Origin of the sequence: Streptomyces sp. NPDC058307 (genome assembly GCF_042880295.1) — a bacterium.
Taxonomy (GTDB): domain Bacteria; phylum Actinomycetota; class Actinomycetes; order Streptomycetales; family Streptomycetaceae; genus Streptomyces.
Map to the genome: position 1 here is coordinate 1 of NZ_JBHVYZ010000097.1, position 22,647 is coordinate 22,647.

Here is a 22,647-nt window from a genome sequence, read left to right on the forward strand (position 1 = left end):
GGCAGCTACAGTTGTGTATAAGAGACAGCCCTGTACCCGGCTGTGTCCGTGGCCGAGAGTTCGACGGCGGACGGGGGGAGGGGCGGACCGCCCCTCCCCCCTTCCGCCGTTCGACGCTCACTCGCCGCGCGGCACCGCCGTCTTCCGGAACACGTCGTAGACCAGCTTGGGCCGCTCCTCCGCGAACGTCAGCAGGCCCATCACGGAGATCCCGTTGTAGTCCTGGTTGTACCCGGCCCGCTCCTTGTAGTCCTTGAGGACCCAGTAGGTGAACCCGGCGACGAACGCGCTGCGAGCGGTCACCTGCTCCCAGTGCGCGCTGAAGCTCGCCGCCTGCCACTCCTCAGTACCCTGCGTGGTGTCGGGTCCGTGGGTGCCGGCCACGGACCAGGTGCCGTTCTCGGTGATCAGGATCGGCTTGTCGGGGTACTTCGCGTGCACCGCGTCGAGCGTGGGGCCGAGGTCGGCGTCCTTGCCGTAGAAGTAGCCGAAGTACTCGTTGAACCCGATCACGTCGGCCAGGTCGAAGGCGGGGTCGTTGCTGGTGTTGGAGGCCCAGGTCACCGGGCGGGCCGTGAGGTCGACCGACTTCACGGCCGCCTTCAGGTCGGCGAGCCAGGCACGGTAGACCGGGGCGCCGCCGGCGTCGATCTCCGACTCGTTCTGCAGTCCCCAGAGGATCACCGAGGGGTGGTTGTGCTGGTTCCACGCCATGGTCAGGGCCAGGGCGCGGGCGAGGCCGTAGCGCTCGGTCTGCAGCTTCTCCTGGGCGGTGTTGAGCCACATGGTGTCGATGTCGTCCATCACCAGCACGCCGTGCTCGTCCGCCCAGTCGTAGACGTACGGGTGACGGTTGTAGACGCAGTTGCGGACGAAGTTGGCGCCCAGTTTCGTGATGTGGCCCAGTTCCCGGTCGTACTCGGCCGGTGTCATCGCCCTGCCGTGCGCGGCCGTCTCCTCGTGCCAGTTGAGGCCCTTGAGGAACAGAGGCCGGTCGTTCAGCCTCAACTGCGCGTTCAGGACGGCCAGTTCACGCACGCCGTAGACGGTGGACAGGGTGTCCACCCGCGGGCCCGAGTGCCGCCCGGCGGTCAGGGTGGCGCGGGCGGTGAGCGTGTGCGGCGAGGCCGGGCTCCATCGCGGGGGGCCGGGTATGCGGAGCGCGACACGCACGACACCCGCCGATCGGGCCGCGATCCGGGCCCCGACGACGGTGGGCCGGGCGCCGCTGTCCCGGCCGGGATCCAGGGTGAGCCGGCCGTCGAAGTCGGAGGCACCGTGGTTCTCGACGACCGCGTGTGCCTCGAGTCGCCCGTGCGCGGCGGACACGAGCAGTTTGGCGATGGTGACCTGCGGGACCGCCTCGATCCAGGCCGACCGGGTCAGGCCGGCGTAGGGCCAGTAGTCGACGGGCTTGTACGGGAGCTCGTGGTCGTCGGTGACGGGCTGCGGGGTCGCGGACGTGTAGTCGGTGTAGCTCGCCCGACGGAAGACCCGCACGGCGATGGTCTGACAGGTGCCTGGGCGCAGTGCCGTCGTCGCGGGAAGCGCGAAGGGCGAGTTGGCGCCTTCGTGCTTGCCGAGATACGTGCCGTCGAGCCAGATCTCGGCGCTGTAGCCGGCCGCCAGGAAGGCGAGGCGGACGTGGCGGGCACGCCAGGACGCGGGCACGTCGACGGTGGTGCGGTACCAGGCGTAGCCGTCGGCGAAGGCCGTGCCCTTGCCGAAGGGAGCGGTCTGCGAACCGAACCCGGGGGTGTTCAGCAGGTCCCAGGCCGCCGGGACGTCGATGAGGTCCCAGGCCCTGTCGTCGTGGTGCGGGGACTGCCAGGTTTCGCCGAGTCCCTGGTCGGCGGGGTCGAAGCGGAAGCGCCATCGCTTGTCGAGGGACAGGTAGTCGCGGGTCGGCTCGTGGGTGCGCCAGCCGTCGAAGGAGGGAAGCACCGCGCCGTACTGAAAGACGACGTTGGTGCCGCCGACCGCGCGCACATGTGTGCCGGAGGGCTCGGTGTCCGAGTGGGAGTCGAGAACGGGGCCGTTCGCGGCGGCGCCGGACGTGCCGTCTGCCGCGCGCGCCGTCTCCGGCCAGGCAGGGAGCGCGACTACGGCGGCCGCGCCGATCGCCGTGACGACAGTGCGCCGGGACGGGCGGAGAGATTCGGTCATGACAGGCGGCTCCTAGGTGCACGTACGTATTCGTCCGCCCCACAGCCTGGACAACCCCCTCACCCTCGTCAAGGATTATTCATAAATAATGAATTGAGCTAGCGTGGGTGCCGTCGAGCCGCCGACGGCGTCCTACCGCACACGAACGACGGGTGACCTCATGACCGCACAGCAGCAATCCACCGCGCCCGCAGCCACGGGCCGACTCGCCATCACCCTGTGGGACTTCAGCTGGTACACACAGGCAGGCCCCGGCGAGCCGTTCGCCGACCTCGACCGCGCCTTCGCCGAGACGGTGGACCGCGGATTCAACACCGTGCGCATCTGCGCCATGCCCTTCCTGCTGTTCTCCGGACGCGTCCCCGACCCGGACTCCATCCAGGTCCACGGCCTGGGCGAGCAGTTCGGGCAGCGCACCCGCTGGTACGACGTGCGCGGCGGCTACCCGCTGGACGGCCGCCGACGGCTCGTCGAACTCTTCGAGGCCGCGGCCCGGCACGACTGCAAGGTCATCCTGTCCTCGTGGGAGTACCAGCAGTCCCCGAGCTTCGCCGACACCGACGCCTGGCACCGCGCCCTGGCCGAAGTTCCGGGCCCGGACCGCGCCGAGGCGGTGGCCGGAGCCCTCGCAGACCTGCTGGACTTCCTCGACGAGCGCGGACTGGCCGACCCCGTCGCCTACGTCGAGGTGCACAACGAGGTCGACAACTGCGACCTGGTACCGGCGGACGGCACCCCCGGCCACTACGCCCGGCTGCGCGGACCCCTCGAACGCGCCGTGAAACTGCTGCAGACACGCCACCCCGCCGTCCCCGCGACCTACTCACTGGGCGAGCCCTGGCCCGGCGAACTCGACGACCTGCCGGAGCAGGCGCAGATCGCGCACTTCCACTTCTACGTCTACGGCGTGCTCGGCGCGCTCTACGAGGCGGTCGGACTCGGCCACGGCACCGAGGCGGCGCCCGAGACGGCGACCTGGCCGACCCCCGAACTGGCCGCCATGCTGCGCCCCGACGCGCCCGCCTTCGACGACTACCAGCCGGACGAACCCTGGCGGCTGGCCGCCACGGGCATCCCACGCGAACTGTTCTACGCACACGACTGGGTCGACCCGGACCGCTGGGACCTGTGGCTCTACGAGAACTATCCGGCGCACCGGCAGGCCATGCGGGAGACCCTGGCCCAATGGGTCGACTCCGTCACCGAGTTCGCCCGCAGCCGCGGCATCCCCGCCGTCCTCGGCGAAGGCGTCGTGGGCTACACCCCGCTCCTGACGCGCTTCGAGGAGGACGCCGTCGGCAAGGACATCGCCGAGTTCGTCGTGGACCGCTGCCTCACGGCTGGGTTCCAGGGCGTCGTCCTGACCTCGAACGCGGCCCCGCACCACCCCATGTGGCACACCGACCGGGACTGGATGCGGAAGGTCAACGCCCGTATCACCGCTGCCTGAACGGGACTCGAAGGCGGCCCGCGGTCTCCCCTCGCGTCGCTGCTTGACCGACCCGCACGTCAGCGCGTCGGTGGGTCAGCCGAGGCCGTCCGCGCCGACCTGCACGGCGGACTCGTCCAGCACGGCGTCGGTGACGGGCTGCGGGCTCCCTTCGAGGTCGAGGACCGGGGTGGCTTCCTTGTACCAGGCCTCGATAACGGCGTTGCCCCAGAAGTCGCGGCGGCGGTCGTCGTGGACGTTCCAGCGGTAGGTCTCGTGGTCGGGGTCGCCGGTGTAGTAGTCGGAGGTGTAGATCTCCACCCGGTGGCCGTCGGGGTCGCGCAGGTAGAGGTAGAAGGCGTTGGAGACGCCGTGCCGTCCCGGGCCGCGTTCGATGTGGTGCTCCTTGCGCAGGGAGCCGAACAGGTCGGCGGCGCGCAGGACTTGGTGCGATTCGTGGGTGGCGACGCCGAGGTGGTGCAGTCGGGGCCCGGCGCCGCCCGTGAAAGCGACGTCGTGGACGGTCTGTTTGCGGTACATCCACGCCGCGTACAGCTCGTGCTCGTCGCCCTCGATCGTCTCCGAGCAGCCGAAGCCCAGTGATTTGTAGTGGGCGTAGGCGGCGGGGATATCCGGGGTGCAGATGTTGAAGTGGTCCAGGCGGGCCACTTCGGCGCCGTGGCGCAGGTCGTAGCGCTGGATGAGGCGCTCGGCGCGGTCGATGTCGTGGAAGAACTCGACGGGGAAGCCGAGCGGGTCGATGACGCGGACGGCGTCACCGACACCGGGCGTGCCCTCGCCCTTCCGCACGCGCCGCACCGGTCGGCCGAGTCGGCGGAAGAACTTCTCCGCCTTGTCGACGTCCTCGGGGGTGCGGACCCGGTAGGCGATGTGGTCGAGGGCAGCGAGCTCGCCCCTGCGCAGGACGAGGGAGTGGTGGGTCAACTCGTCGGTGCCGCGCAGGCACAGGGTGCCGGCGTCCTCGTACTGGACGTGGAAACCGAGCATGTCGACCCAGAACCAGCGGGAGGCGGCGAGGTCGGTGACGGCCAGCTGAGCGTAGGCGGAGCGGATCACATCCGGCGCGGTCACGAGGCGGCTCCGAAGCGGGGGGTGTGAACGTCGCCGAGGGCGACGTGGACGATCTTCGACTCGGTGTAGAAGCCGATGGAGTGGGCGCCGCCCTCCCGGCCCACGCCGGAGGCCTTGACGCCGCCGAAGGGCGTGCGCAGGTCGCGGACGTTGTGGGAGTTGATCCAGATCATGCCGGACTCGACGGCGTGGGCGATGCGGTGGCCGCGCTTGAGGTTCGACGTCCAGATGTAGGCGGCGAGGCCGAACCGGGTGGCGTTGGCGAGTTCGACGGCCTCGGACTCGTCGTCGAAGGGAGCGACGGCGACCACGGGGCCGAAGATCTCCTCCTGGAAGATCCGGGCGTCACGGGGGACGTCGGCGAAGACGGTCGGCTGGAGGTAGTTGCCGTCGGCGAGGTGTGCGGGCCGGGTGCCGCCGGCGACGAGGCGGGCCTCCTTCTTGCCGATCTCGACATAGTTAAGGACGCGTTCGTAGTGCTCGGGGTGCACCAGCGCGCCCACCTCGGTGGCCGGTTCGGAGGGCGGCCCGACGCGGACGGCGTCCGCCCGCTCCGCCAGACGGCGGGTGAACTCCTCGTACACCGGGCGCTCCACGAGGACGCGTGAACCGGCCGTGCAACGCTCCCCGTTGAGGGAGAACACCCCGAAGACCACCGAGTCCAGGGCGGCTTCGAGGTCGGCGTCGGCGAAGACGACGGCCGGGGACTTGCCGCCCAGCTCCATCGACACCGTCTTCAGGTGCTCGGCGGTGGACCGGATGATGTGCCGGCCCGTGTCGGAGGAGCCGGTGAAGGAGATCAGCGGCACGTCCGGGTGGTCGACCAGTGCCTGGCCCGCCTCCTCGCCGATGCCGTGGACGATGTTCACCACCCCGGCGGGCACACCTGCCTCTTCGAAGATCTCCGGCCACAGCGACGCGGAGAGGGGGGTCCACTCGGCCGGCTTGAGGATCAGCGTGCAGCCGGACGCCAGAGCGGGCGCGAGCTTCCAACTCTCCAGCATGAAGGGGGTGTTCCAGGGAGTGATCAGCCCGGCGACTCCCACCGGTGTGCGCACCACGTAACTGAACTGGTCGTCGCCCTGCCGGAACGCCTCCTCACCGAGGGCCACGATGACATCCGCGAAGTAGCGGAAGTTCTCGGCGGCCCGCCGCGCCTGGCCGCGGGCCTGCGTGATCGGGAGGCCGGAGTCGTACGACTCGAAGGCGGCGAGCCGGTCGTGACGGGCCTCGACGGCGTCCGCGATCCTGACCAGAACGTGGGCACGCTCCCGGTTGCCGAGGGACGACCAGGCGGGGAAGGCGGACCGGGCGGCGGCCACCGCCCGTTCGACGTCGGCCGGACCGCCGGCCGCGGCCTTGGCGTAGGGCGTGTTGGTCACCGGATCGGCCACGGGGAACGTCCGCCCGTCGGTGCTGTCGACCCACTCGCCGCCGATCCAGTGCTGGATGACGGGAGGCAGGTTCTCGATGCTCATGGTCATGCTCCGATCTGTGCAGTGAGGTCGCCGCCCTCGGCCAGCAGCGCGCGGATCTTCGCCAGGCCCGCCTCGGTGGGTGTCGTCAGCGGCGGGCGGACGTGGGCGGAGGCGATGCGGCCCTGCTGGGCGAGGACCCACTTGGCGGGGGCCGGGTTGGTCTCGACGAACAGCAGGTCGACCAGCGGGTGCAGGCGGTAGTGCAGGTCGCGGGCCGCGTCGAACTCGTCGGCCTCCCACAGTTCGTACATCCGTGCCACCGCGCCGGGGGCGAGGTTGGCGACGGCCGACACGAAGCCCGCACCGCCGAGTGCCATCAGCGGCAGGCAGAGCAGCTCGATGCCCGACCACACCAGGAGCGAGCGTCCGCAGGCGTGCAGCACGCGGGAGAAGTGCTCGAAGTCCTTCGTGGTCTCCTTCACGCCGACGAAGTTGTCGAAGTCGGTGAACAGCCGCTTGACCGTGTCCGGGGCGATGTCGACGGCGGTGCGTGAGGGCACGTTGTAGGCGACGATCGGCAGGTCCGGGAACTCCCGGGCCACCCTCGCGTACCACTGGTAGAGGGCCTCCTGGGTGGGCCGCGCGTAGTACGGCGTGATGACCAGGGCCGCGTCGGCGCCCAACTCCTGGGCGGCGGCGGTGAGTTCCAGGGTCTCGTCGAGCTTGTGGGAGCCGGTGCCGGGCAGGAAGGGCACCCGGTCGCCGATCTCCTCGACCGCCGTGCGCATCGCGGCGATCCGCTCGGTGACGCTCTGCGCGCTCGGCTCGCCGGTGGAGCCGCCGAGCGAGATGCCGTGCGAGCCCGACTCCAGCTGGAAGCGGATCAGGCCGCGCAGGCTGTCGTGGTCGAGGGCGCCGTCCTCGGTGAACGGTGTGACGACGGGGGCGATGGACCCGCGGATGGCCGACGGGTCGCTGCGGAACTTCACTGTGTTTCTCCCTTGCACCAGTTCTCGTAGGCGTCCCGCCAGGCCGGACCCAGCGGATACAGGCCGTCGACGCTTTCGCCCGCGGCGACCTGCTCGGTGATGAAGCGCTCCTGCCGTTCCTGTTCGCGGCAGTCGGCGATCAGTTCCCCGGCGAGGTCGGGCGGTACGACGACCACGCCGTCGGCGTCGCCGACGATCAGGTCACCGGGCTGCACCAGAGCCCCGCCGCAGGCGATCGGCACCCCGGTGTCCCAGGGGACGTGCCGGCGGCCGAGGACGGAGGGGTGGCTGCCTGCCGCGTAGACGGGCAGGCCCAGGTCGGCGATGGCGGCGGCGTCGCGTACGGCGCCGTCGGTGACGACACCGGCCGCGCCCCGCCGGGCGGCTCTCAGCGCGAGGATGTCGCCGAGGGTGCCGGCGGTCGCGTCGCGTCGGGCGTCCATGACCAGGACGTTGCCGGGGCGCAGCTCCTCGATCGCCCGCTTCTGGGCGTTCATGCCGGTTCCGTACCGCTTGAACAGGTCCTCGCGCAGCGGCAGATAGCGCAGGGTGTGGGCCACGCCCACCATCGCCGTGCCACTGACCGGCCGCACGCCCTCGATCGACATGTGCGGCAGACCGCGCGAGCGCATCTGCGCGCTCAGCGTCGCCACGGCCACCGAGCGAAGTCCGTCCGCAACGTCCTCGGCCAGCAGCGGCTCGGGCACGTACCCGGCCCCGTAGGCGGATTCCTCCTCGGCCCGGTCGGTCCTGGGCTGCGCGCCCCACGGCTCCAGGTCGTGATCGGCGTCGGCGATCGGGTTGCGCAGCACTCCCGTGCTCAACCGGCCGTCGCCGACCTCGACTTCGACCACGTCGCCCGGTTCGGCCACCGACGCGCCGGCCGGTGTGCCGGTGAGGATCACATCGCCGGGTTCCAGGGTGACCAGTCGGGACAGGTCCGCGATCAGCTCACCGAAGGGGAACAGCAGGGTGTCGGTCGTGTCGTCCTGGACCACCTCGCCGTTCACCCATGTCCTCAACCGCATTCCGCCGGGGTCGAGTTCGGTGGCGTCCAGCAGCCGTGGCCCGATCGGGGTGAAGCCGTCGGCGCCTTTGGAGCGCAGGTTGGAGCCGCGGTCGGCGTGGCGCAGGTCGTACACGCCCGCGTCGTTGGCTGCGGTCACCCAGCGCACATGGCGCCAGCCGTCTTCCGGCCGCGCCTGTCGGGCCCGCGAGCCGATGACGAGGGCGATCTCGCCTTCGAAGCCCATCAGCCGGCAGCCTCGCGGCCTGATGATCGGCTCCTGGGTGCCGGCCAGCGACGACGGCGGCTTGAGGAAATAGGAGGGGTGGGCCGGGGTCCGGCCGCGCTCCTCGGCGCGGCTGCGGAAGTTGAGGTGGGCAGCGATGATCTTCGTTGGGGGGTTCCCCAGGGGGTGTGGCACCGGGGCTCCTTCAGCTGCCGGACTGCTCGCCGTGCCGCCGGACCCGCTCGCGCAGGGCGAGCAGTCCGTGCACCGCGTCGAGGGAGGGGGACGGGACACCGGTGCGGCGCGCGAGTTCGCGTACGGCACCGACGAGGGCGTCGAGTTCGAGGGGCCGGCCGCGGTCCGCGTCCTGCAGCATCGAGGTGCGGAACGCGCCGAGCTTGCGGGCGATGTCGAGCCGGTCGTCGGCCGTCATGGCGCTCTCGATGCCCAGTGCCCTGCCGACGGCCGCGGTCTCGTCGAACATGGCGGCGCAGACCTGGCGTACGTCCGGGTCGTCGAGGATGTCCAGGACAGTGGCGCCGGTGAGCGCGCTGACGGGGTTGAGGTTGACGTTGCCCAGGAGCTTCTCCCAGATGTCCCGGCGGATGTCGGGGCTGGGTTCGGGGCGGACGGGGCCCGTGGACAGGGCTTCGGCGCACTGTGTGACACGCTGGGAGACGCCGCCCAGCGGATCGCCGATGATCAGACGGGTACCGCTGACCTGTGTGACCCGGCCCGGTCCGTCAACCGCGCTGCTGAAGTGCGCCACCCCGTGCATGACCCGCTCGGCGGGCAGGAGCCGTAGCAGTTGCCCGTCGGGGTCGACCGATCTCAGCACGGGGTCCTGTCCGGTGTGCTCGGCGGTGGACAGCAGCCACCAGGGCACTCCGTTGGCCACGACCAGCACGTCCGAGCCGTGCTCGACCCAGGTGCGGATACTGCGGGCGGCCGGAAGCAGGTACTGGCTCTTGACGCAGACGACGGCCAGGTCCGGAACGGGGAGCCGCGCGGCGTCGTGTGCGGTGGGGAAGTGGTGACGGACCTCGGCTCCCGTTGACGGGCCGTCGTCCGTCTCCCCGCCGCGCAGCAGGAGTCCGTGCGCGGCGATCGCGTCGAGGTGCGGGCCCGGCCGTCCGAGCAGACAGACCTCGGCGCCCGAGGCGGCGAACGCCCCGGCGAGGGTGGCGCCGACGGCGCCCGGGCCCACGACGGTGATCCGCGGTGGCCGGCCGCGCGGCGGAGATGCGGGTGGATGCGACAACGCCGTCGCACCTCCTTTTCGGGTGTGGTCGTGGGCTGGTGTGACCGTTCGCAGCGAGCATGCGCCGCCTCACGGCCCGCAACAATGTCGGTGCCTCCACTCGCGGACGTTGTGTGATGTAGATTCCGACATCCCTTTGAAACGGAGGCCGGCATGACCGCGATGCCCCTCGAGCAGCTCGTCGAGGCCCTGCGAGGCGGTGTCATCAGCCTGCTGTCCGACGGCGCCGCGGCTGAGTGGCGCGTCACCGGCGCCGAGTTGCTGGACCACCCGGAGGCGCTTGCGACCATCGCGCCCGGACACCTGTTGCTCGGGGTCGGCCTGGACATCGCCGACCGCGAGGCGTTGGGTGCCGCGTTTGGGACGGCGGCGGACCGGTCCTGCGCACTCGCCGTCAAGTGCCCCACTCCCCCGCCACCGGAGGTGTCGGCGCAGGTCGCCACGGCCGGAGTCCCCGTCCTGGCCGTCGATCCGCGGGTGCCGTGGACGCGGGTGCAGCGCCTGGTCACGACGATCCTGGCCGCGCGCCGGGCGGTCGCGGAACCGGGCGGCGGCGGGACCACGGGCGGCGACCTGTTCTCCCTGGCCAACGCGGTCGCCGGAATCGTCGGCGGCGCAGTCGCGATCATGGATACCCAGCAGGTGGTGGTCGCCTACTCGAACCTGCCCGACCAGCCCATCGACGAGACCCGGCGGCGCGGGATCCTGGGCAGGCGGGTGCCCGAGGACGCGCTCGCCGATCACCTGAACCGGGAGGTGTGGATGAGCGACACGGTCGTACGCCAGCACCGGCCCGGCGATCTGCCGCGCACAGCCGTGGTCATCAGGGCGGGCGAGGACGTACTCGGTTCCCTCTGGGTCGCGTTCCCCGACGAGGCTGCGGCCGCCGACTGCGGGCCCACCTTGCAGGAGGCGGCCCGGGTCGCGGCGCTGCACATGCTGGCGCTGCGCCGCCAGGTCGACGCCGAGCAGGAGAGCCGCGACCGCGCCCTGCGTCACACGCTGGAGGGCCGGTCGGGGCAGGGCGACCCGCCCGGTGGTGTCCGCCTTCCCGCCGTGCTGGTCGGGCTGGCCGAGGCGGTACAAGAGCGCGCCGACGAGGGGGCGTGGGAAGCCGGCACCGCGGCCCGCCGCCGCGCAGCTCTGCTCCGGGCACTGGACCTGGCCGTCCTCGACGGGCGCTCCCTCGGGTACGAACCGGCGGCAGCACTGCTCGGGGACCGCGTGTACGTTCTGCTGCCGGCCGCCGGTTCCGGCACCGTGTCCACCGGTGTCCTGCTGGACCACCTTCTGGACCGGGCTCGGCACAGCTTGCACCGGTCGTTCACCGCCGTCGACTCCCCCACGGTCGGGGCGACTTCCGCCCTGCTCGCGGCGCGCCATGACATCGACGCCGCGCTCGACCACCTCCGGGAGCGACGGGCCGGACCTGGCGCCTACCACGCCGAGGACCTGCGCCCGGAGCTGGTGCTACGGCGGCTCGTCGGCACCGTACGCGAGGACGCCGAACTGCGCACCGGCGTCGCCGAACGCCTGCGGGCACACGACGCCGAACACGGCACCGACTACTGCGTCACGCTGCTCACCTATCTGCGGCATTTCGGCGATGTCGCCGCGGCCAGCGGCGAGTTGCACATTCACCAGAACACGTTGCGGCTGCGGTTGCGCCGGGCCGAGGAACTCTTCGACGTAGCGCTCGCCGATCCGACACGGCGCCTCCTGCTGACGCTGGAACTGACGGCCCTGACCGGCCTGTCGGAGCGACCGACGAGGGGCTGATGTCCTATCCGCCACCGCTCCACCGGATTCACTGTCGAACCCGACATTGGCTCGCGAGCGGTCGTGCACCCATGCTCCTGCACACCGAGGCCGTCGCCCGATACCGGCGATGCCCACGCAGCAATCAAGGAGCACGGCAGTGACCGTTCTGGACACCCCGACGAGCACGGCGAAACCGGCGTACATGAGTGATGCGGAGTGGCAGGCGCGGCTCGAACTCGCCGCCTGCTACCGCGTCTTCCACCACCTCGGTTGGGTGGAGATGGTCTTCAACCACATCACTGTCCGGGTGCCCGGCGAGGAGGGACACCTCCTGATCAACCCCTTCGGCCTGATGTACGACGAGGTGACCGCCTCGAACCTCGTGAAGATCGACCTCGACGGCAACGTCCTGTCGGACTCGGAGTGGCCCATCAACGAGGCGGGGCTGCTGATCCACTCGGTGATCCACGCCGGCCGGCCCGACGCGCACTGCATCATGCACACCCACACCACTGCCGGCACCGGAGTCGCCTGTCTGCGCGGTGGGCTGGACCCGGACAACTTCTACGCCGCCCAACTGCACGGCATGGTCGCCTATCACGACTTCGAGGGCATCACCGTCGACCCCGAGGAGAAGCCACGGCTGGTGGCCGACCTCGGCGACCGCGGCCTGATGATCCTGCGCAACCACGGCCTGCTGGCGGTGGGACCGACCGTCCCCGCCGCCTTCGCCGCCCTGTGGACTCTGCAACGGGCCTGTGAGATCCAGCTCGCCGCCCAGCAGTCCGGGCAGCCGCTGACCCCGGTGAGCCGGGAGGCGGCGGTGCGCTCGACCAAGGAGTCCTTCCAGATGGGCGACCGTACGCAGGCGGGCAGGACCCTGTTCGACGCACTGCGTCGCAGGATCGACCGCATCGCCCCCGACTACGCCGCCTGACAGCACCGCGACCCCGTCCCCTCCCCGTCCCCTCTCCGGGCCAACGACGACCCGACGACGATCGGACTCCCCATGTCCCCATCCGCTCAGACATCCGGCAACCGGAGTCAGCACCGCACGGTCGCGCTCGCCGCCATGGCGGGCACCACCATCGAGTGGTACGACTTCTTCATCTACGCCCTGTGCACCGGACTGGTGTTCGGCAGCGAGTTCTTCGACGGGCTCGGCCAGGACTCGCTGGTCATCTCCTTCGCGACCATCGGCATCAGCTTCTTCTTCCGACCGGTAGGAGCCGCACTCGCCGGCCACCTCGGAGACCGGCTCGGCCGCCGCGCGATGCTCATCGCCACCCTGCTGCTCATGGGCGTCTCCACCACCCTGATAGGCCTCGTGCCGTCGTCCGCCTCCATCGGCATGAGCGCCCCGGTCATCCTCGTCCTCCTGCGCATCCTTCAGGGCCTGTCCGCAGGCGGCGAATGGGGCGGCGCCGCGCTGATCTCCGTGGAGCACGCACCGCCGGGACAGCGTGGAAGGTTCGGCTCCTACCCCCAGCTCGGCGCACCGCTCGGCCTGCTACTGGCCAACGGCGCCCTGGCGGCCGTCACCGCGCTCACCACGGACGACCAGTTCCTCGCCTGGGGCTGGCGCATCCCCTTCCTGCTCAGCGTCGTCCTCGTCGCCGCCGGGTTCGTCATCCGCCGCAAGGTCGAGGAAAGCCCCGTCTACCGGGAGCTGAAGGAGTCCGGGAACCAGTCGCGTGCCCCGATCGCCGTGTTGTTCAAGCAACACTGGCCGCTCGTCGTGGCCGGTGCCCTGCTCTTCGCCGCGAACAACGCCGTCGGCTACATGACCACCGGCGGCTACGTCCAGAGCTACTCCGTGAACCACCTGGGCATGGACCCGACGCTGATCCTCATCAGCGTCATGGTCGCCGCGGTCGGCTGGCTGGCCAGCACCCTCGCGGGCGGCCGGTTGTCCGACCGGTTCGGCCGCCTACGCGTCTACCGCATCGGCTTCGTCATCCAACTCACCTGGATGTTCCCGTTCTTCGCCCTGCTCAACACGGCGAACACCGGTCTCGTCGTGGTGGCGCTCGTCCTCTACAGCGTCGGCCTGGGGCTCACCTACGGACCGCAGGCCGCCCTGTTCTCGGAGCTGTTCCCCACCGCCGTCCGGTACAGCGGTGCGGCCCTGTCGTACGCCATCGGAGCCGTCCTCGGCGGCGCCTTCGCCCCCATGATCGCCGAGACCCTGCAGTCCGGCACCGGCACCGTCTACTCCGTCGCCGTCTACCTCGCGGCGGTGACGGTGATCGGACTCGCCGTCACCTTCGTCCTGAAGGAGCGCCAGGACGTGCCGCTCAGCGAAGCCGAGGCCGGCGAGAAGGACGAGCAGGCAGTCGTGACCGCCTGAGGGCCTCGGACCGGCGAGGCAGCGACACCGGCGACGGGCAGCCGGTCACACCGGACGACACCCCCCACCCCATCCCTCCCCCTCATGGAGCCCCGCATGAACGAGCCGCAAACCGAGCCCACCCGCCCGGCATCGCCCCAAGGCCGCCCACACGGAGCCCTGACGCGCCGCCGCTTCTGGCAGCTCGGCGCCGCCGCAGCGGCCACCGCCGGCGCGGCGTCGCTGGTTCCCGAGCGCGCCTTCGCCGAGACCTCGGCGCCCGCGGACCCGACCGCACAGGACTACTTCGACCACGCCGCCGAACTGGCCGGCGACAACCCCGTCCTCAAGAGCATCGTCAGCGCGCTCACCGCCGGCTACACCCCGCCGAGGCCCGCCGCCCCCGCGCCACTGCGGATCTTCGACAACGTCGCCGTGCTCAGCGTCGGCTTCGTGTCGGCCACGGCGATCCTCACCCCACGCGGCATCATCCTCATCGACGCCCTCGACAACCCGGACGAGGCAGAGCAGTACATCGTCTCCGGACTGCGCAGTCTGAGGGCCGACCCGTCGACGATCAAGTACGTCGTGGTCACCCACGGCCACGGCGACCACTTCGGCGGCGCCCAGTACCTGGCCGACCAGTACGGCGCCCGGGTCATGATGGCCCCGGCCGACTGGGACCTCCTCGCCTCTACCTCCCCGGCCAACGCACCCACCCGCGACCTGGACATCACCGACGGCCAGAAGCTGACGCTGGGCGGCACCACCGTGACCCTCAACCACACACCGGGCCACACCCCCGGCACCGTCTCGCCGATCTTCCCGGCCCGCCTGCGGGGCCGCACCCACACCGCGATGCTGTGGGGCGGGACCAACCCGCCCGCGGCCACCGCGAGCAAGGAGACCTACCTCGCCTCCGCCCTCACTTTCGCCTCCCGGACCAAGCGTGCCGGCGTCGACATCGAGCTGAGCAACCACGCCTTCGCCGACTACGGCCTCGAGCGCATGGAGGAGCTGCGCAGCGCGTCGAACGGCCGCGAAAACCCGTTCATCGTAGGCGCCTCGACAGCACAGCGCTTCATGAAGATCGTGGAGACCATGCTGCGCGGCCGCATCGCCCAGGATCAGCAGGCCGCCACCACGACTGCGACGACGATGGCGGCCACGAGCGCCCACACGGCAGGCTGCTGCTGAGGTCCGCGACAAAAGGACGGTCACCGACTGCCGAAGCAGCGGTGACCGTCAGTCGCTGATGGGGGAAGGATCTGCGCCATCTCCTGCTTGAGGATGTCTTCGCTCTTGAGGTGGGAGGCAGGGTTGGAGGGGGCGAAGCGGGCCCAGCCACCCGAAGACGCCGGCATGACCGTGCGGCCGGACGGCCGCCCAACTCGACTGCGATTGACCGAAGCCAGCCCCTGAGCCCGGTGCTGGAGCGGCGGTGCCGCTCGGACAGGCCCGGTACCTGCTCGACGAACGTCTTCCGGGAACACCTCTCCCGGTCGCAAGAATACCGGCGAACCCGGAGCCGGACGACGACCCGGCGGGAATCCAACGGCCTTTCTTCCAGGCTGCGTTGGCACGCTCTGTGCACCCGTCTGGCCTGCTTCCGACAGTCCGGGCGCCGGCCCGGCCGTCCGGGAGGAACCGCCTCCACCACCAGGCCACCGGAGGAGTCGCTGACGCGCTCCACTCGCACATCGATACCGGGAAACGGCACATCCTCAACCGCCTTGCTCGCCACAGCAAGGAACATCTTGGTGAAACGATCCCGCGTTCCCGAGGAGACCCGGACCAGCCCGACGCCGAGCCCGAACGCGACCAGCCGGCCCGGAAGCGGGCCGCGAGCCTGCTGCACCACCTCCTGCTCCACCATTCGCTACCGGGGCGGGGGCCGGCCGACGGCGGACGTGCTGCTGCGCGCCGCCGACACCGCCGCCGCCGGGCACGAGGATTTCGCGCGTTCCGTCGCCGAACTCCGGCTATACGCCCTCGAACCGAACAAGGACGCCACCGCGCTGCCGTCGGGCCTGCGCCGATTGGCTGCCGGCTGCGAAGGACGTCCGCTGCTCGCCCGGGACATCGCCGAAGGGCTCGGCTCGCGGCTCAGCGCGATCAGCGGCCCCTCGCCGGACGCGTGGTGGGACACCGCCCGCACGCTGGGTGCGGAACCGGGCCTGGCCCAGGGCCTGTTCGCCCTCAGGCTCACCGTCTCCGGCGGCAGCCGCTCTCGGTGGACGGAGCCATGGCGCGGCCGGCTCCGCACCCTGCGCCGGCACGCACACCCTGACGTCCGCGCGTCGGCACGCGAGACCGTCACGGCACGGGAGGCGCAGGCGTCGGTCCCAGGGACGATCCAGTGGTGACCGGGTCCCGCGCGGTGGCGCCGGGCCCGCATCGCCCCTGCTGCAGGCGGCCCAGTCCCGTCGGCTCAGCCCTGCCGCGCCCGCTGACTGGCCGCGCGCCGCGCCCGCATCTGCCGGACTGTCATGTGCGGCTGCCCTGCACGGTCGAGGGCGGCCAGCAGTAGCACCGCACGGATGCCCGGGTCGGCTGCGCGCAGGCCGAGTAGTTGCGTACCGCGGCGTTGTCGCCGGCGGCATCCGCGAGAGGGCGGCCTGCTCGAAGGCGGACGAACGATTTCATGCCGGTCTCATCGAGGAGAGGACCTCGCCGGTGAGGAACGCTGAGGGCTCCTGCCGACACCTGCCCGGCGGGAGCCTCCGTGACCATCACGCGTCACAGCCCCGACAACACGGCAGCCTCCAGTCGATCACCGACTGACAGCCACCGTGGGCATCCACACCCACGACGAGCACGGCAAGACCGCGTCGCACGCCACGCACCGAACCCGTCCCCGAACGCAGACCCCGCCGGAGCAGGGCCGACGGGGGCTCCTCACCTCTCACCAAGCCCCGTCGCGGGGCTTTCAGGCAGCCTTCGAGGCCGGGCTGACTTCAGCCCGGCTCCTCTACGGCACCGCGCGGCAGGCCTGGGCGCGCGTCATTCCGAAGGAATGCGAAACTCGAATGTGGGCCGGTCCCACGGCACGGCGGGCGGGTTCGCGAGCGCGGTCCCGATCCGCACTGCACCGACGCGGTGGTAGAAGTCCTCGGCGGGGCGATGCGACACGACCTTGACACGGTCGAGCCCGGCGGCACGGGCCTCGGACTGCATGTGCGCGACGAGCAGCCGTCCGATACCCCGTCCTTGCGCCTCGTCGGCGACGAAGAGCAGGTCGAGCTCCGGTGGCGCGAGGACGAGCGAGTAGAACCCGAGGACCCGGCCTTCATGCTCGTCGGCGCCGACGGCCACGAAGGCGCGGTGGGCGTCGATGTAGTCAGGACCGACCCGGTAGCCCGCCACTGCGGCTGCGTACTTGCCCTCGTAGGCCGCTGAGCCGCGCACGAGCCGTGTGAGCCGTTTGGCATCCCGTGCAACGGCCCTCCGTATGGTGATCGGCCGGCTGATCGGGGAAGTGCGTGGGCTCATCGGGAGAGTATTTCGCACCGGGGAATGCCTTCCTGCGGCGGGTCGACTGCTCGGGCAGGATTCCTGCACCGCTCCCGGGCACCTCGGCGCCCCGATGGCCGGGACGTGACGACTCAGGACCACTGCACACCATGGAGCAACCGGGTTCAGTGCCCGTGAGGACGGTGAAGAAACCAGGGAAATCGGTTGCGTGTTCCTGTATTCGCCGGGCACGAGGAGCGACGGAGGTTGATAACTATGGTTCCCCTGCTTCTCGTTCTTCTTCTGGCACTGATCCTCTTCGGCGCGGGCTTCGCGCTGAAGGCACTGTGGTGGATCGCCGTCATCGTCCTGGTCGTCTGGCTGCTGGGCTTCGTCATGCGCTCCGCTGGCGCAGGCGGCCATAAGGGACGCTGGTATCGCTGGTAGCCCGCCGATCCCGGACAGAACATGCCTGGGGCCCCGGAACGTGTTCCGGGGCCCCAGGCATGTTCTGGATCAGGGCGTCCTGCCGGTAGAACGGTCTCGTCACCCGCGAGTACGTCGCGGTCAGGAGCCGACGATGCGCCGCACGTTGTCCACGGCACCGCAGCCTGCCTTGAGCTGACGCTCGCGCTCTTCCGCAAACGCCTCGCCCAGTTCCTCGCGGCGCTCCATGGCCACGTTCTCGCGTGCTCCGTTGAGGATGGTGCGCTCCTCCTCGTCGGCGTGGTGGGTGACGGCCTGCACGAGCTCTTCCAGCTTCTCGTCCCACTCCTCGGAGCCGACCTCGTCGACCTCCAGCAGCTCCAGAAGTGCCTTGTTGCCCTCCTCGTGCTCCTCCTCGCCGTGTTCCACCTCGTCGTCGTCGATCTTCTTGTAGCGCTTGAGGGCGGGATAGACCTTGGCCTCCTCCGCCAGCGCGTGTGCGATCAGCAGATCGGAGAACTCCCGAAGAGCGGCGCCCCGGTCGGCTTCGACGCTGCGCATCAGACGAAAGAGATCCTCCATCTTCCGGTGGTCCTGGAGAATGAGTTCAACGACGTCTCGTGTCTCTGCCATGGGTTGAGGCATCACCTTCGTGCGGGGGAAATCTGCCGGAATCTCCCCTACCCCGTCCTGCCTCGTTCATCACGACGACCTGATCGAACGGCGAGCAGAACCGCCTGGGGTGGTGGGAAGGAGTCGGCATGAAGGCGGGAAGAAGGGGTAGACGCGGCTGCGGCAAGCCGAAATGGCCGGTCAGCAGGGCCCGACAGGGGAGGGACACATGATTTCGGATACGACGGCGACGGCGACGGCGACGGCGACGGATGCGCACTGCTCCGCCTTGCCGGAGGTGGCCGACCCGTCGAAGGTCGCTCCGAAGGACGCGCGTGAACTGACCCGCCTGTTCTTCCAGCAGCTGGCCCTCCTGGAGGAGGGCACGCCGGAGTACCAGTACGCGCGCAACACGCTGATCGAGATGAACATCTCGCTGGTCCGCTACGCGGCGTCCCGGTTCCGCAGCCGGGACGCGGAGGAGATGGAGGACATCGTCCAGGTCGGTGTGATCGGTCTGATCAAGGCCATCGACCGGTTCGAGATCTCCCGGGAGGTGGAGTTCACCTCCTTCTCGATCCCCTACATCGTGGGGGAGATCAAGCGCTTCTTCCGTGACACCACGTGGGCCGTGCATGTTCCGCGACGTCTGCAGGAGGCTCGCGTCCAGCTGGCCCGCGCCACCGAGGAACTGAACAGCCGCCTGGGCCGCACACCCACCGTGGCCGAACTGGCCCAGCTGATGAACCTGGACGAGGAGGAGGTCATCGAGGCACGTCTGGCCTCCAACGGCTACCGCTCCTCCTCCCTGGACGCCGCCATCAACAACAGCGATGACGGCGAGACGGCCCTGGCCGACTTCATCGGCAACGAGGACGGCGCACTGGAACTGGTGGAGGACTTCCACGCCCTCGCTCCGATGATTGCCGACCTCGACGAGCGCTCGCGCAAGATCCTGCACTGGAGGTTCGTGGACGAACTGACCCAGGCCCAGATCGGCGAACGACTCGGCGTCTCCCAGATGCACGTCTCCCGACTCCTGTCGCGGACCCTGGCCCAGCTGCGTGAGGGCATGCTCACCACCCACTGACCCGCCGCATCACACACGACGCCTTCGCTGTCGTGCGGCGGTCACTGCGCCCCGGTGCGGTCACGCCACCCAGCGCGCTCCCGGCAGGACCGTGCGACGGCAGGGCCCCGATGGGAGCCGCGGCGCAGAAGTAGCCCCCATCGGCCCGGCCGGAGAGTGACCGCCCGCGCGTGCGGTCACAGGCTGAGGTAGAAGCGCACCGTCGTGCCGGCGTCGCCGGTGTGCATGCGCACCAGATCGGACACGTAGTGGACCAGCATCAGGCCCCGGCCGCCCACCTGCCCGCGCTCGGGCGGGCGGCGGCCGGCCAGCGGGTCGGTCAGCCGGCCCGCGTCACGGACCTCGATCACCAGCTGTTCCCGCTCGGCCCAGACCGCGAGCGTCCCACGGCCTCCGCCGTGCACCACGCTGTTGGTCGTCAGCTCCGCGACCGCCAGCCCCGCATCCATCAGCCGCTCACCGGACAGGCCCAGCCGCGCGGCCTGATCGAGAGCGAAACGGCGGACCGCCGGAAGGTCCTCGCTGCCGTAGGAGAAGACCACGGCGTCCGGCCCGGTCGGCAGCTCCTGGTTGTAGCGGGAGACCACCGCCTGCCAGTCGTAGACGTCACTGGCCCACTCACGGCCCTCCCCACTGATGAGGGTCGGGTGGGTGATCCGCGCATCGGCGATCACCTGCGGATCCAGCCGCACCTCGTCGTAGGGGCACAGGATCGTCACCGCCCTGCCTTCGAACGCGGCGTTGATCAGAGCCTCGTGCTGCGCGCACGCCGGGTACTCCACCGCGCTGCGCCCGGCCCAGATCGGTTCCCCGATGATCCGCACCCGGCCCTCGGGGTGTGCGTCGGCGAAGCCACGCAGCACCTTGGGAATGATCCGCCCGGGATTGCGGCCTGCCTCGGTCATGTCCAGGAACAGGATGCCCTCGGCATCCGAGCCCAGCCCGCTCTTGATCAGTTCCAGGTTGGGTCCGGGCACCGCCACGGCCATCGGCTCGCCGTTGTCCAGCCCCTCGCGCAGGAACGACACCGTCTGCCGGGTGTACTCCCGCTCGGTGCGGTAGAACAGCGCAGGGTGCACGAACGCCTCGTGGGTGGTCACCGTGCTCGTCACAGAGCCACCTCGATCCGATCCAGACCCGGCCAGAACATCTCCAGTACCCGGGGCAGCTGCGGCGGCGGATGCTCCACCACGACCCGTCCGCCCGGCAGGTTCATGGCGGTGATCGCCAGCGCGCTCACCCCGGCCACGTCGACGAACACCACGTCCGACAGCTCCACGTATGACACGCGCTCATGCTGCACGGCCAGCTCCGTCAGGGCCCGCTCCCAGGACGGACGGGTGAGGGCGCTGATCTCACCACGGGCACGTATCCCAGAACGACCACCGGGCAACAAGCTCACCTCCAGCGTGACCTTCCCGGGCCCCGCCGCGCCGGTTCCACCCACCACATGTGGGGCATCCACGCTCGGACTCCTTTACGTCAACCCACGCCTGCGGGCCGTCCCGGCACACAGAAGAGAACTCCCCAGCGGGGCAGTGTATCCCGGACCGCACCGGATCCGGCGGGGGCCGCATCGTTGAGGGACGGCCGTCACCGAGCCCGGTCGGGCAGCCCGTGCCGTTCGAGCCGTCGCCCCTCGACATCGCTGATGCACCGCGGACGACGCGCGCCCGGGCAAGGCTGAGCTCGGCCCAGACCGTCCTGCCGGGGTAGCGCGGGGGGAGAGTCGTTCGGGGAGCTGCATGCCGAAGCCGCCGGGCTCGGTGTTCGTGGTGGCGCGTACGCGCGGCCGACGGTCGCCGTGATCGCTGACCGCGATGCGCAGCAGCCGACCGTTCCAGGTGAGTCGGATCGCCGGTGAACCGGCGCCGTGGCGGATGGCATCGGTGATCCGTTCCGAGACGAGCAGTTCGCCGGTCTGGATCAGGGGCAGCCCTGCACCGTCGCCGACTGGCGCAGGGCACAGCCAGTGGCAGCCTCACAGCAGGCAATGGCGTGCGCCTGCGGGCGCACTGAGACCGTCGGTGTGGTGGTCAGAGGCCGGTCGGTGTGCCCAGGCCCGTGAGGGCGCCGACCGGGTCCAGATCAGGGGTGCCGCGGGGCCACCAGTCGTCCCGGCCCGGTTCGGACTCGTAGGCGTACCACAGGCCGTCGCGGCCGAGGCGGAGCTGGATGTGGCCGCGGGGGTGGGTGAGGTGGTTGCGCCAGGGGCGGAAGGCGGGGAGGTCGGCGGCGAGGAGCAGGGGGCGGGCGCGGTCGAAGCGGCCTGCCGGTGGGTCCCAGGGCTCTTCGAGGACGGCGAGCCCTTCGAGCCCGCCCTGCCGCCAGGCGGCGACCGCGCGGGCCAGGTCGGCCGGGGTGCGGTCGGTGGCCGCGGCGAGGGAGGCGTAGAGGGCGCGGGTGCCCGCGGTGAGGCCGGAGCCGGGGCGGGCCGCGGCGAGACGGACCGCGTCCTGCCAGAGGGTGAGTTCGCCGACCGGGTCGCGGCCGGTGCCGAGCAGGGCGTGGGCACGGGCGGCGGCGTCGGTGGCCAACTGGTCCAGGGCGAAGGGGTCGGGGCCTCCCGGGGCCGCGGGATAGACCGGGGGCTGCTCGGGATGCGGAGGGACGGGCAGCGGGGCCGGGAGCGGTGGGAGTCGGCGGGGCGCGAGCGCCTCACCGGCCCGCACGCCGGGCAGCGGCGCCGGCTCCTGTTGCTGGGCGGCACGGGCCGCGCGGGCGGCGCTGAGGCGGGACAGGGCGTCGAGCAGTTCGCGTTCGCCCCGGCCGCGCAACAGGAGCAGGACGAAGGGGTCGGCGTCGAGGAGGCGTGCCGTCTGGTAGCAGAGGGCGGCGGCGTGTTTGCAGGGGTGACCGCGGTCGGGGCAGCTGCACTGCGGTTCGAGATCGCCGGGGCCGGGAAGCAACGGCACTCCGCACTCGGCCAGCGCCTCGGGCATCTCCTTGTCGAGGAGCGCGGCGATGTGTCCGGTCCGGTCGGCGGCGAGGTCCAGGAAGCGGTCCCAGTCGGCGTCTTCGAGTGTCCGCAACCGCACCTGCACGCGGTACGGCCGGGCGCGGCTGCCCTGCACGTAGGCGAGCACGAGACCGGGCGTCACGGTGATCGCGTCCACGTTCCCCTGCTCGGCATAACCACGGCCCCGCGCGAGCCGCTTGGCGTCCAGCGCGCCCTCCTCCAGCGCGGTGACCCAGGCATTGCCCCACCAGGTGGCGGCGAACCGGGCGTCCTCGGAGGCGTGCGGAGGGAAGGCCGGGAAGGTGCGACGCAGTTCGTTGTCCCGGTTGGGGGCGGCCATGGAGTGGGGGTGGCGGGGGGATGACGGGGCGGGGGCCGTCACGGTGGGAGCTTGGCCGTCACCGCCGTCAGGAGCGTGGATCCCGGGGAG

19 protein-coding genes are annotated in these 22,647 nt (G+C 70.8%); 8 read left to right on the forward strand and 11 right to left on the reverse strand.

The features are described from left to right. Positions 1 to 117: 117 nt before the first annotated feature. Complete coding sequence (locus tag ACFVYN_RS38725; RefSeq protein WP_390007038.1) at positions 118 to 2,166, reverse strand: glycoside hydrolase family 2 protein; 2,049 nt, start codon at positions 2,164 to 2,166, stop codon at positions 118 to 120. Positions 2,167 to 2,326: 160 nt separating this feature from the next. Here ACFVYN_RS38725 and ACFVYN_RS38730 point away from each other — a divergent pair, with 160 nt between their 5' ends. Further along, on the forward strand, positions 2,327 to 3,616 hold the full coding sequence (locus tag ACFVYN_RS38730) for a cellulase-like family protein (protein WP_390007039.1): 1,290 nt from the start codon (positions 2,327 to 2,329) through the stop codon (positions 3,614 to 3,616). A gap of 75 nt (positions 3,617 to 3,691) precedes the next feature. On the opposite strand, the gene hpaD is transcribed toward ACFVYN_RS38730, so the two are convergent. Genes hpaD through ACFVYN_RS38755 form a run of 5 tightly spaced genes read right to left on the reverse strand, consistent with a single transcriptional unit; the run spans position 3,692 to position 9,587 of the window. Further along, positions 3,692 to 4,687: a 3,4-dihydroxyphenylacetate 2,3-dioxygenase gene (gene hpaD / locus ACFVYN_RS38735; RefSeq protein ID WP_390007041.1), complete on the reverse strand. Its 996-nt coding sequence runs from the start codon at positions 4,685 to 4,687 to the stop codon at positions 3,692 to 3,694. After that, positions 4,684 to 6,165, reverse strand: coding sequence for a 5-carboxymethyl-2-hydroxymuconate semialdehyde dehydrogenase (hpaE, locus tag ACFVYN_RS38740; RefSeq protein WP_390007042.1), 1,482 nt, complete (start codon positions 6,163 to 6,165; stop codon positions 4,684 to 4,686). Before hpaE ends, hpaD begins: the two co-directional genes overlap by 4 nt. A 2-nt stretch (positions 6,166 to 6,167) precedes the next feature. Next, positions 6,168 to 7,094 carry a 4-hydroxy-tetrahydrodipicolinate synthase gene (dapA, locus tag ACFVYN_RS38745; RefSeq protein WP_390007044.1) on the reverse strand — a complete coding sequence of 309 codons (927 nt, stop codon included), beginning with the start codon at positions 7,092 to 7,094 and terminating at the stop codon, positions 6,168 to 6,170. Next, positions 7,091 to 8,521 (reverse strand): fumarylacetoacetate hydrolase family protein, encoded by a 1,431-nt coding sequence (locus ACFVYN_RS38750; RefSeq protein WP_390007046.1) that lies wholly within the window; start codon positions 8,519 to 8,521, stop codon positions 7,091 to 7,093. Before ACFVYN_RS38750 ends, dapA begins: the two co-directional genes overlap by 4 nt. Before the next feature lie 10 nt (positions 8,522 to 8,531). Further along, the gene (locus tag ACFVYN_RS38755; RefSeq protein ID WP_390007047.1) at positions 8,532 to 9,587 is read right to left on the reverse strand and encodes a ketopantoate reductase family protein; all 1,056 of its coding nucleotides are present in this window, start codon (positions 9,585 to 9,587) and stop codon (positions 8,532 to 8,534) included. Between the two features lie 153 nt (positions 9,588 to 9,740). On the opposite strand from ACFVYN_RS38755, the gene ACFVYN_RS38760 reads away from it, so the two are divergent. The 5 genes from ACFVYN_RS38760 to ACFVYN_RS38780 all read left to right on the forward strand — a co-directional run bounded on the left by ACFVYN_RS38760 (position 9,741) and on the right by ACFVYN_RS38780 (position 16,043). Continuing rightward, positions 9,741 to 11,366, forward strand: coding sequence for a PucR family transcriptional regulator (locus ACFVYN_RS38760; protein ID WP_390007048.1), 1,626 nt, complete (start codon positions 9,741 to 9,743; stop codon positions 11,364 to 11,366). A gap of 139 nt (positions 11,367 to 11,505) precedes the next feature. Next, positions 11,506 to 12,285 (forward strand): class II aldolase/adducin family protein, encoded by a 780-nt coding sequence (locus tag ACFVYN_RS38765; protein ID WP_390007049.1) that lies wholly within the window; start codon positions 11,506 to 11,508, stop codon positions 12,283 to 12,285. 72 nt (positions 12,286 to 12,357) lie between these two features. Then, complete coding sequence (locus ACFVYN_RS38770; RefSeq protein ID WP_390007050.1) at positions 12,358 to 13,698, forward strand: MFS transporter; 1,341 nt, start codon at positions 12,358 to 12,360, stop codon at positions 13,696 to 13,698. A 96-nt stretch (positions 13,699 to 13,794) separates the two neighbouring features. Further along, the gene (locus tag ACFVYN_RS38775) at positions 13,795 to 14,874 is read left to right on the forward strand and encodes an MBL fold metallo-hydrolase (RefSeq protein WP_390007051.1); all 1,080 of its coding nucleotides are present in this window, start codon (positions 13,795 to 13,797) and stop codon (positions 14,872 to 14,874) included. A gap of 563 nt (positions 14,875 to 15,437) precedes the next feature. Then, positions 15,438 to 16,043: a hypothetical protein gene (locus tag ACFVYN_RS38780; RefSeq protein WP_390007052.1), complete on the forward strand. Its 606-nt coding sequence runs from the start codon at positions 15,438 to 15,440 to the stop codon at positions 16,041 to 16,043. A 637-nt stretch (positions 16,044 to 16,680) separates the two neighbouring features. Here the strand turns inward: ACFVYN_RS38780 and ACFVYN_RS38785 are convergent. Then, a complete protein-coding gene (locus ACFVYN_RS38785) occupies positions 16,681 to 17,169 on the reverse strand; it encodes a GNAT family N-acetyltransferase (protein ID WP_390007054.1) in 489 nt (162 codons plus the stop codon). A gap of 237 nt (positions 17,170 to 17,406) precedes the next feature. Between ACFVYN_RS38785 and ACFVYN_RS38790 the strand changes: the two genes are divergently transcribed. Continuing rightward, positions 17,407 to 17,577 (forward strand): hydrophobic protein, encoded by a 171-nt coding sequence (locus ACFVYN_RS38790; RefSeq protein WP_390007056.1) that lies wholly within the window; start codon positions 17,407 to 17,409, stop codon positions 17,575 to 17,577. Positions 17,578 to 17,697: 120 nt separating this feature from the next. On the opposite strand, the gene ACFVYN_RS38795 is transcribed toward ACFVYN_RS38790, so the two are convergent. Beyond that, complete coding sequence (locus tag ACFVYN_RS38795; protein ID WP_390007057.1) at positions 17,698 to 18,189, reverse strand: hemerythrin domain-containing protein; 492 nt, start codon at positions 18,187 to 18,189, stop codon at positions 17,698 to 17,700. Positions 18,190 to 18,397: 208 nt separating this feature from the next. Here ACFVYN_RS38795 and ACFVYN_RS38800 point away from each other — a divergent pair, with 208 nt between their 5' ends. Then, entirely contained in the window at positions 18,398 to 19,258 is an 861-nt protein-coding gene (locus ACFVYN_RS38800) for an RNA polymerase sigma factor SigF (RefSeq protein WP_390007058.1), read from the forward strand. A gap of 176 nt (positions 19,259 to 19,434) precedes the next feature. Here ACFVYN_RS38800 and ACFVYN_RS38805 read toward each other — a convergent pair whose 3' ends face one another. The 3 genes from ACFVYN_RS38805 to ACFVYN_RS38815 form a co-directional block, all read right to left on the reverse strand. Beyond that, positions 19,435 to 20,370 carry an anti-sigma factor RsbA family regulatory protein gene (locus ACFVYN_RS38805; protein ID WP_390007059.1) on the reverse strand — a complete coding sequence of 312 codons (936 nt, stop codon included), beginning with the start codon at positions 20,368 to 20,370 and terminating at the stop codon, positions 19,435 to 19,437. Continuing rightward, positions 20,367 to 20,723 (reverse strand): STAS domain-containing protein, encoded by a 357-nt coding sequence (locus ACFVYN_RS38810; protein ID WP_390007060.1) that lies wholly within the window; start codon positions 20,721 to 20,723, stop codon positions 20,367 to 20,369. Before ACFVYN_RS38810 ends, ACFVYN_RS38805 begins: the two co-directional genes overlap by 4 nt. Positions 20,724 to 21,294: 571 nt before the next feature. Next, the coding region (locus tag ACFVYN_RS38815; protein WP_390007062.1) for an SWIM zinc finger family protein at positions 21,295 to 22,647 on the reverse strand (1,353 nt) is incomplete at its 5' end.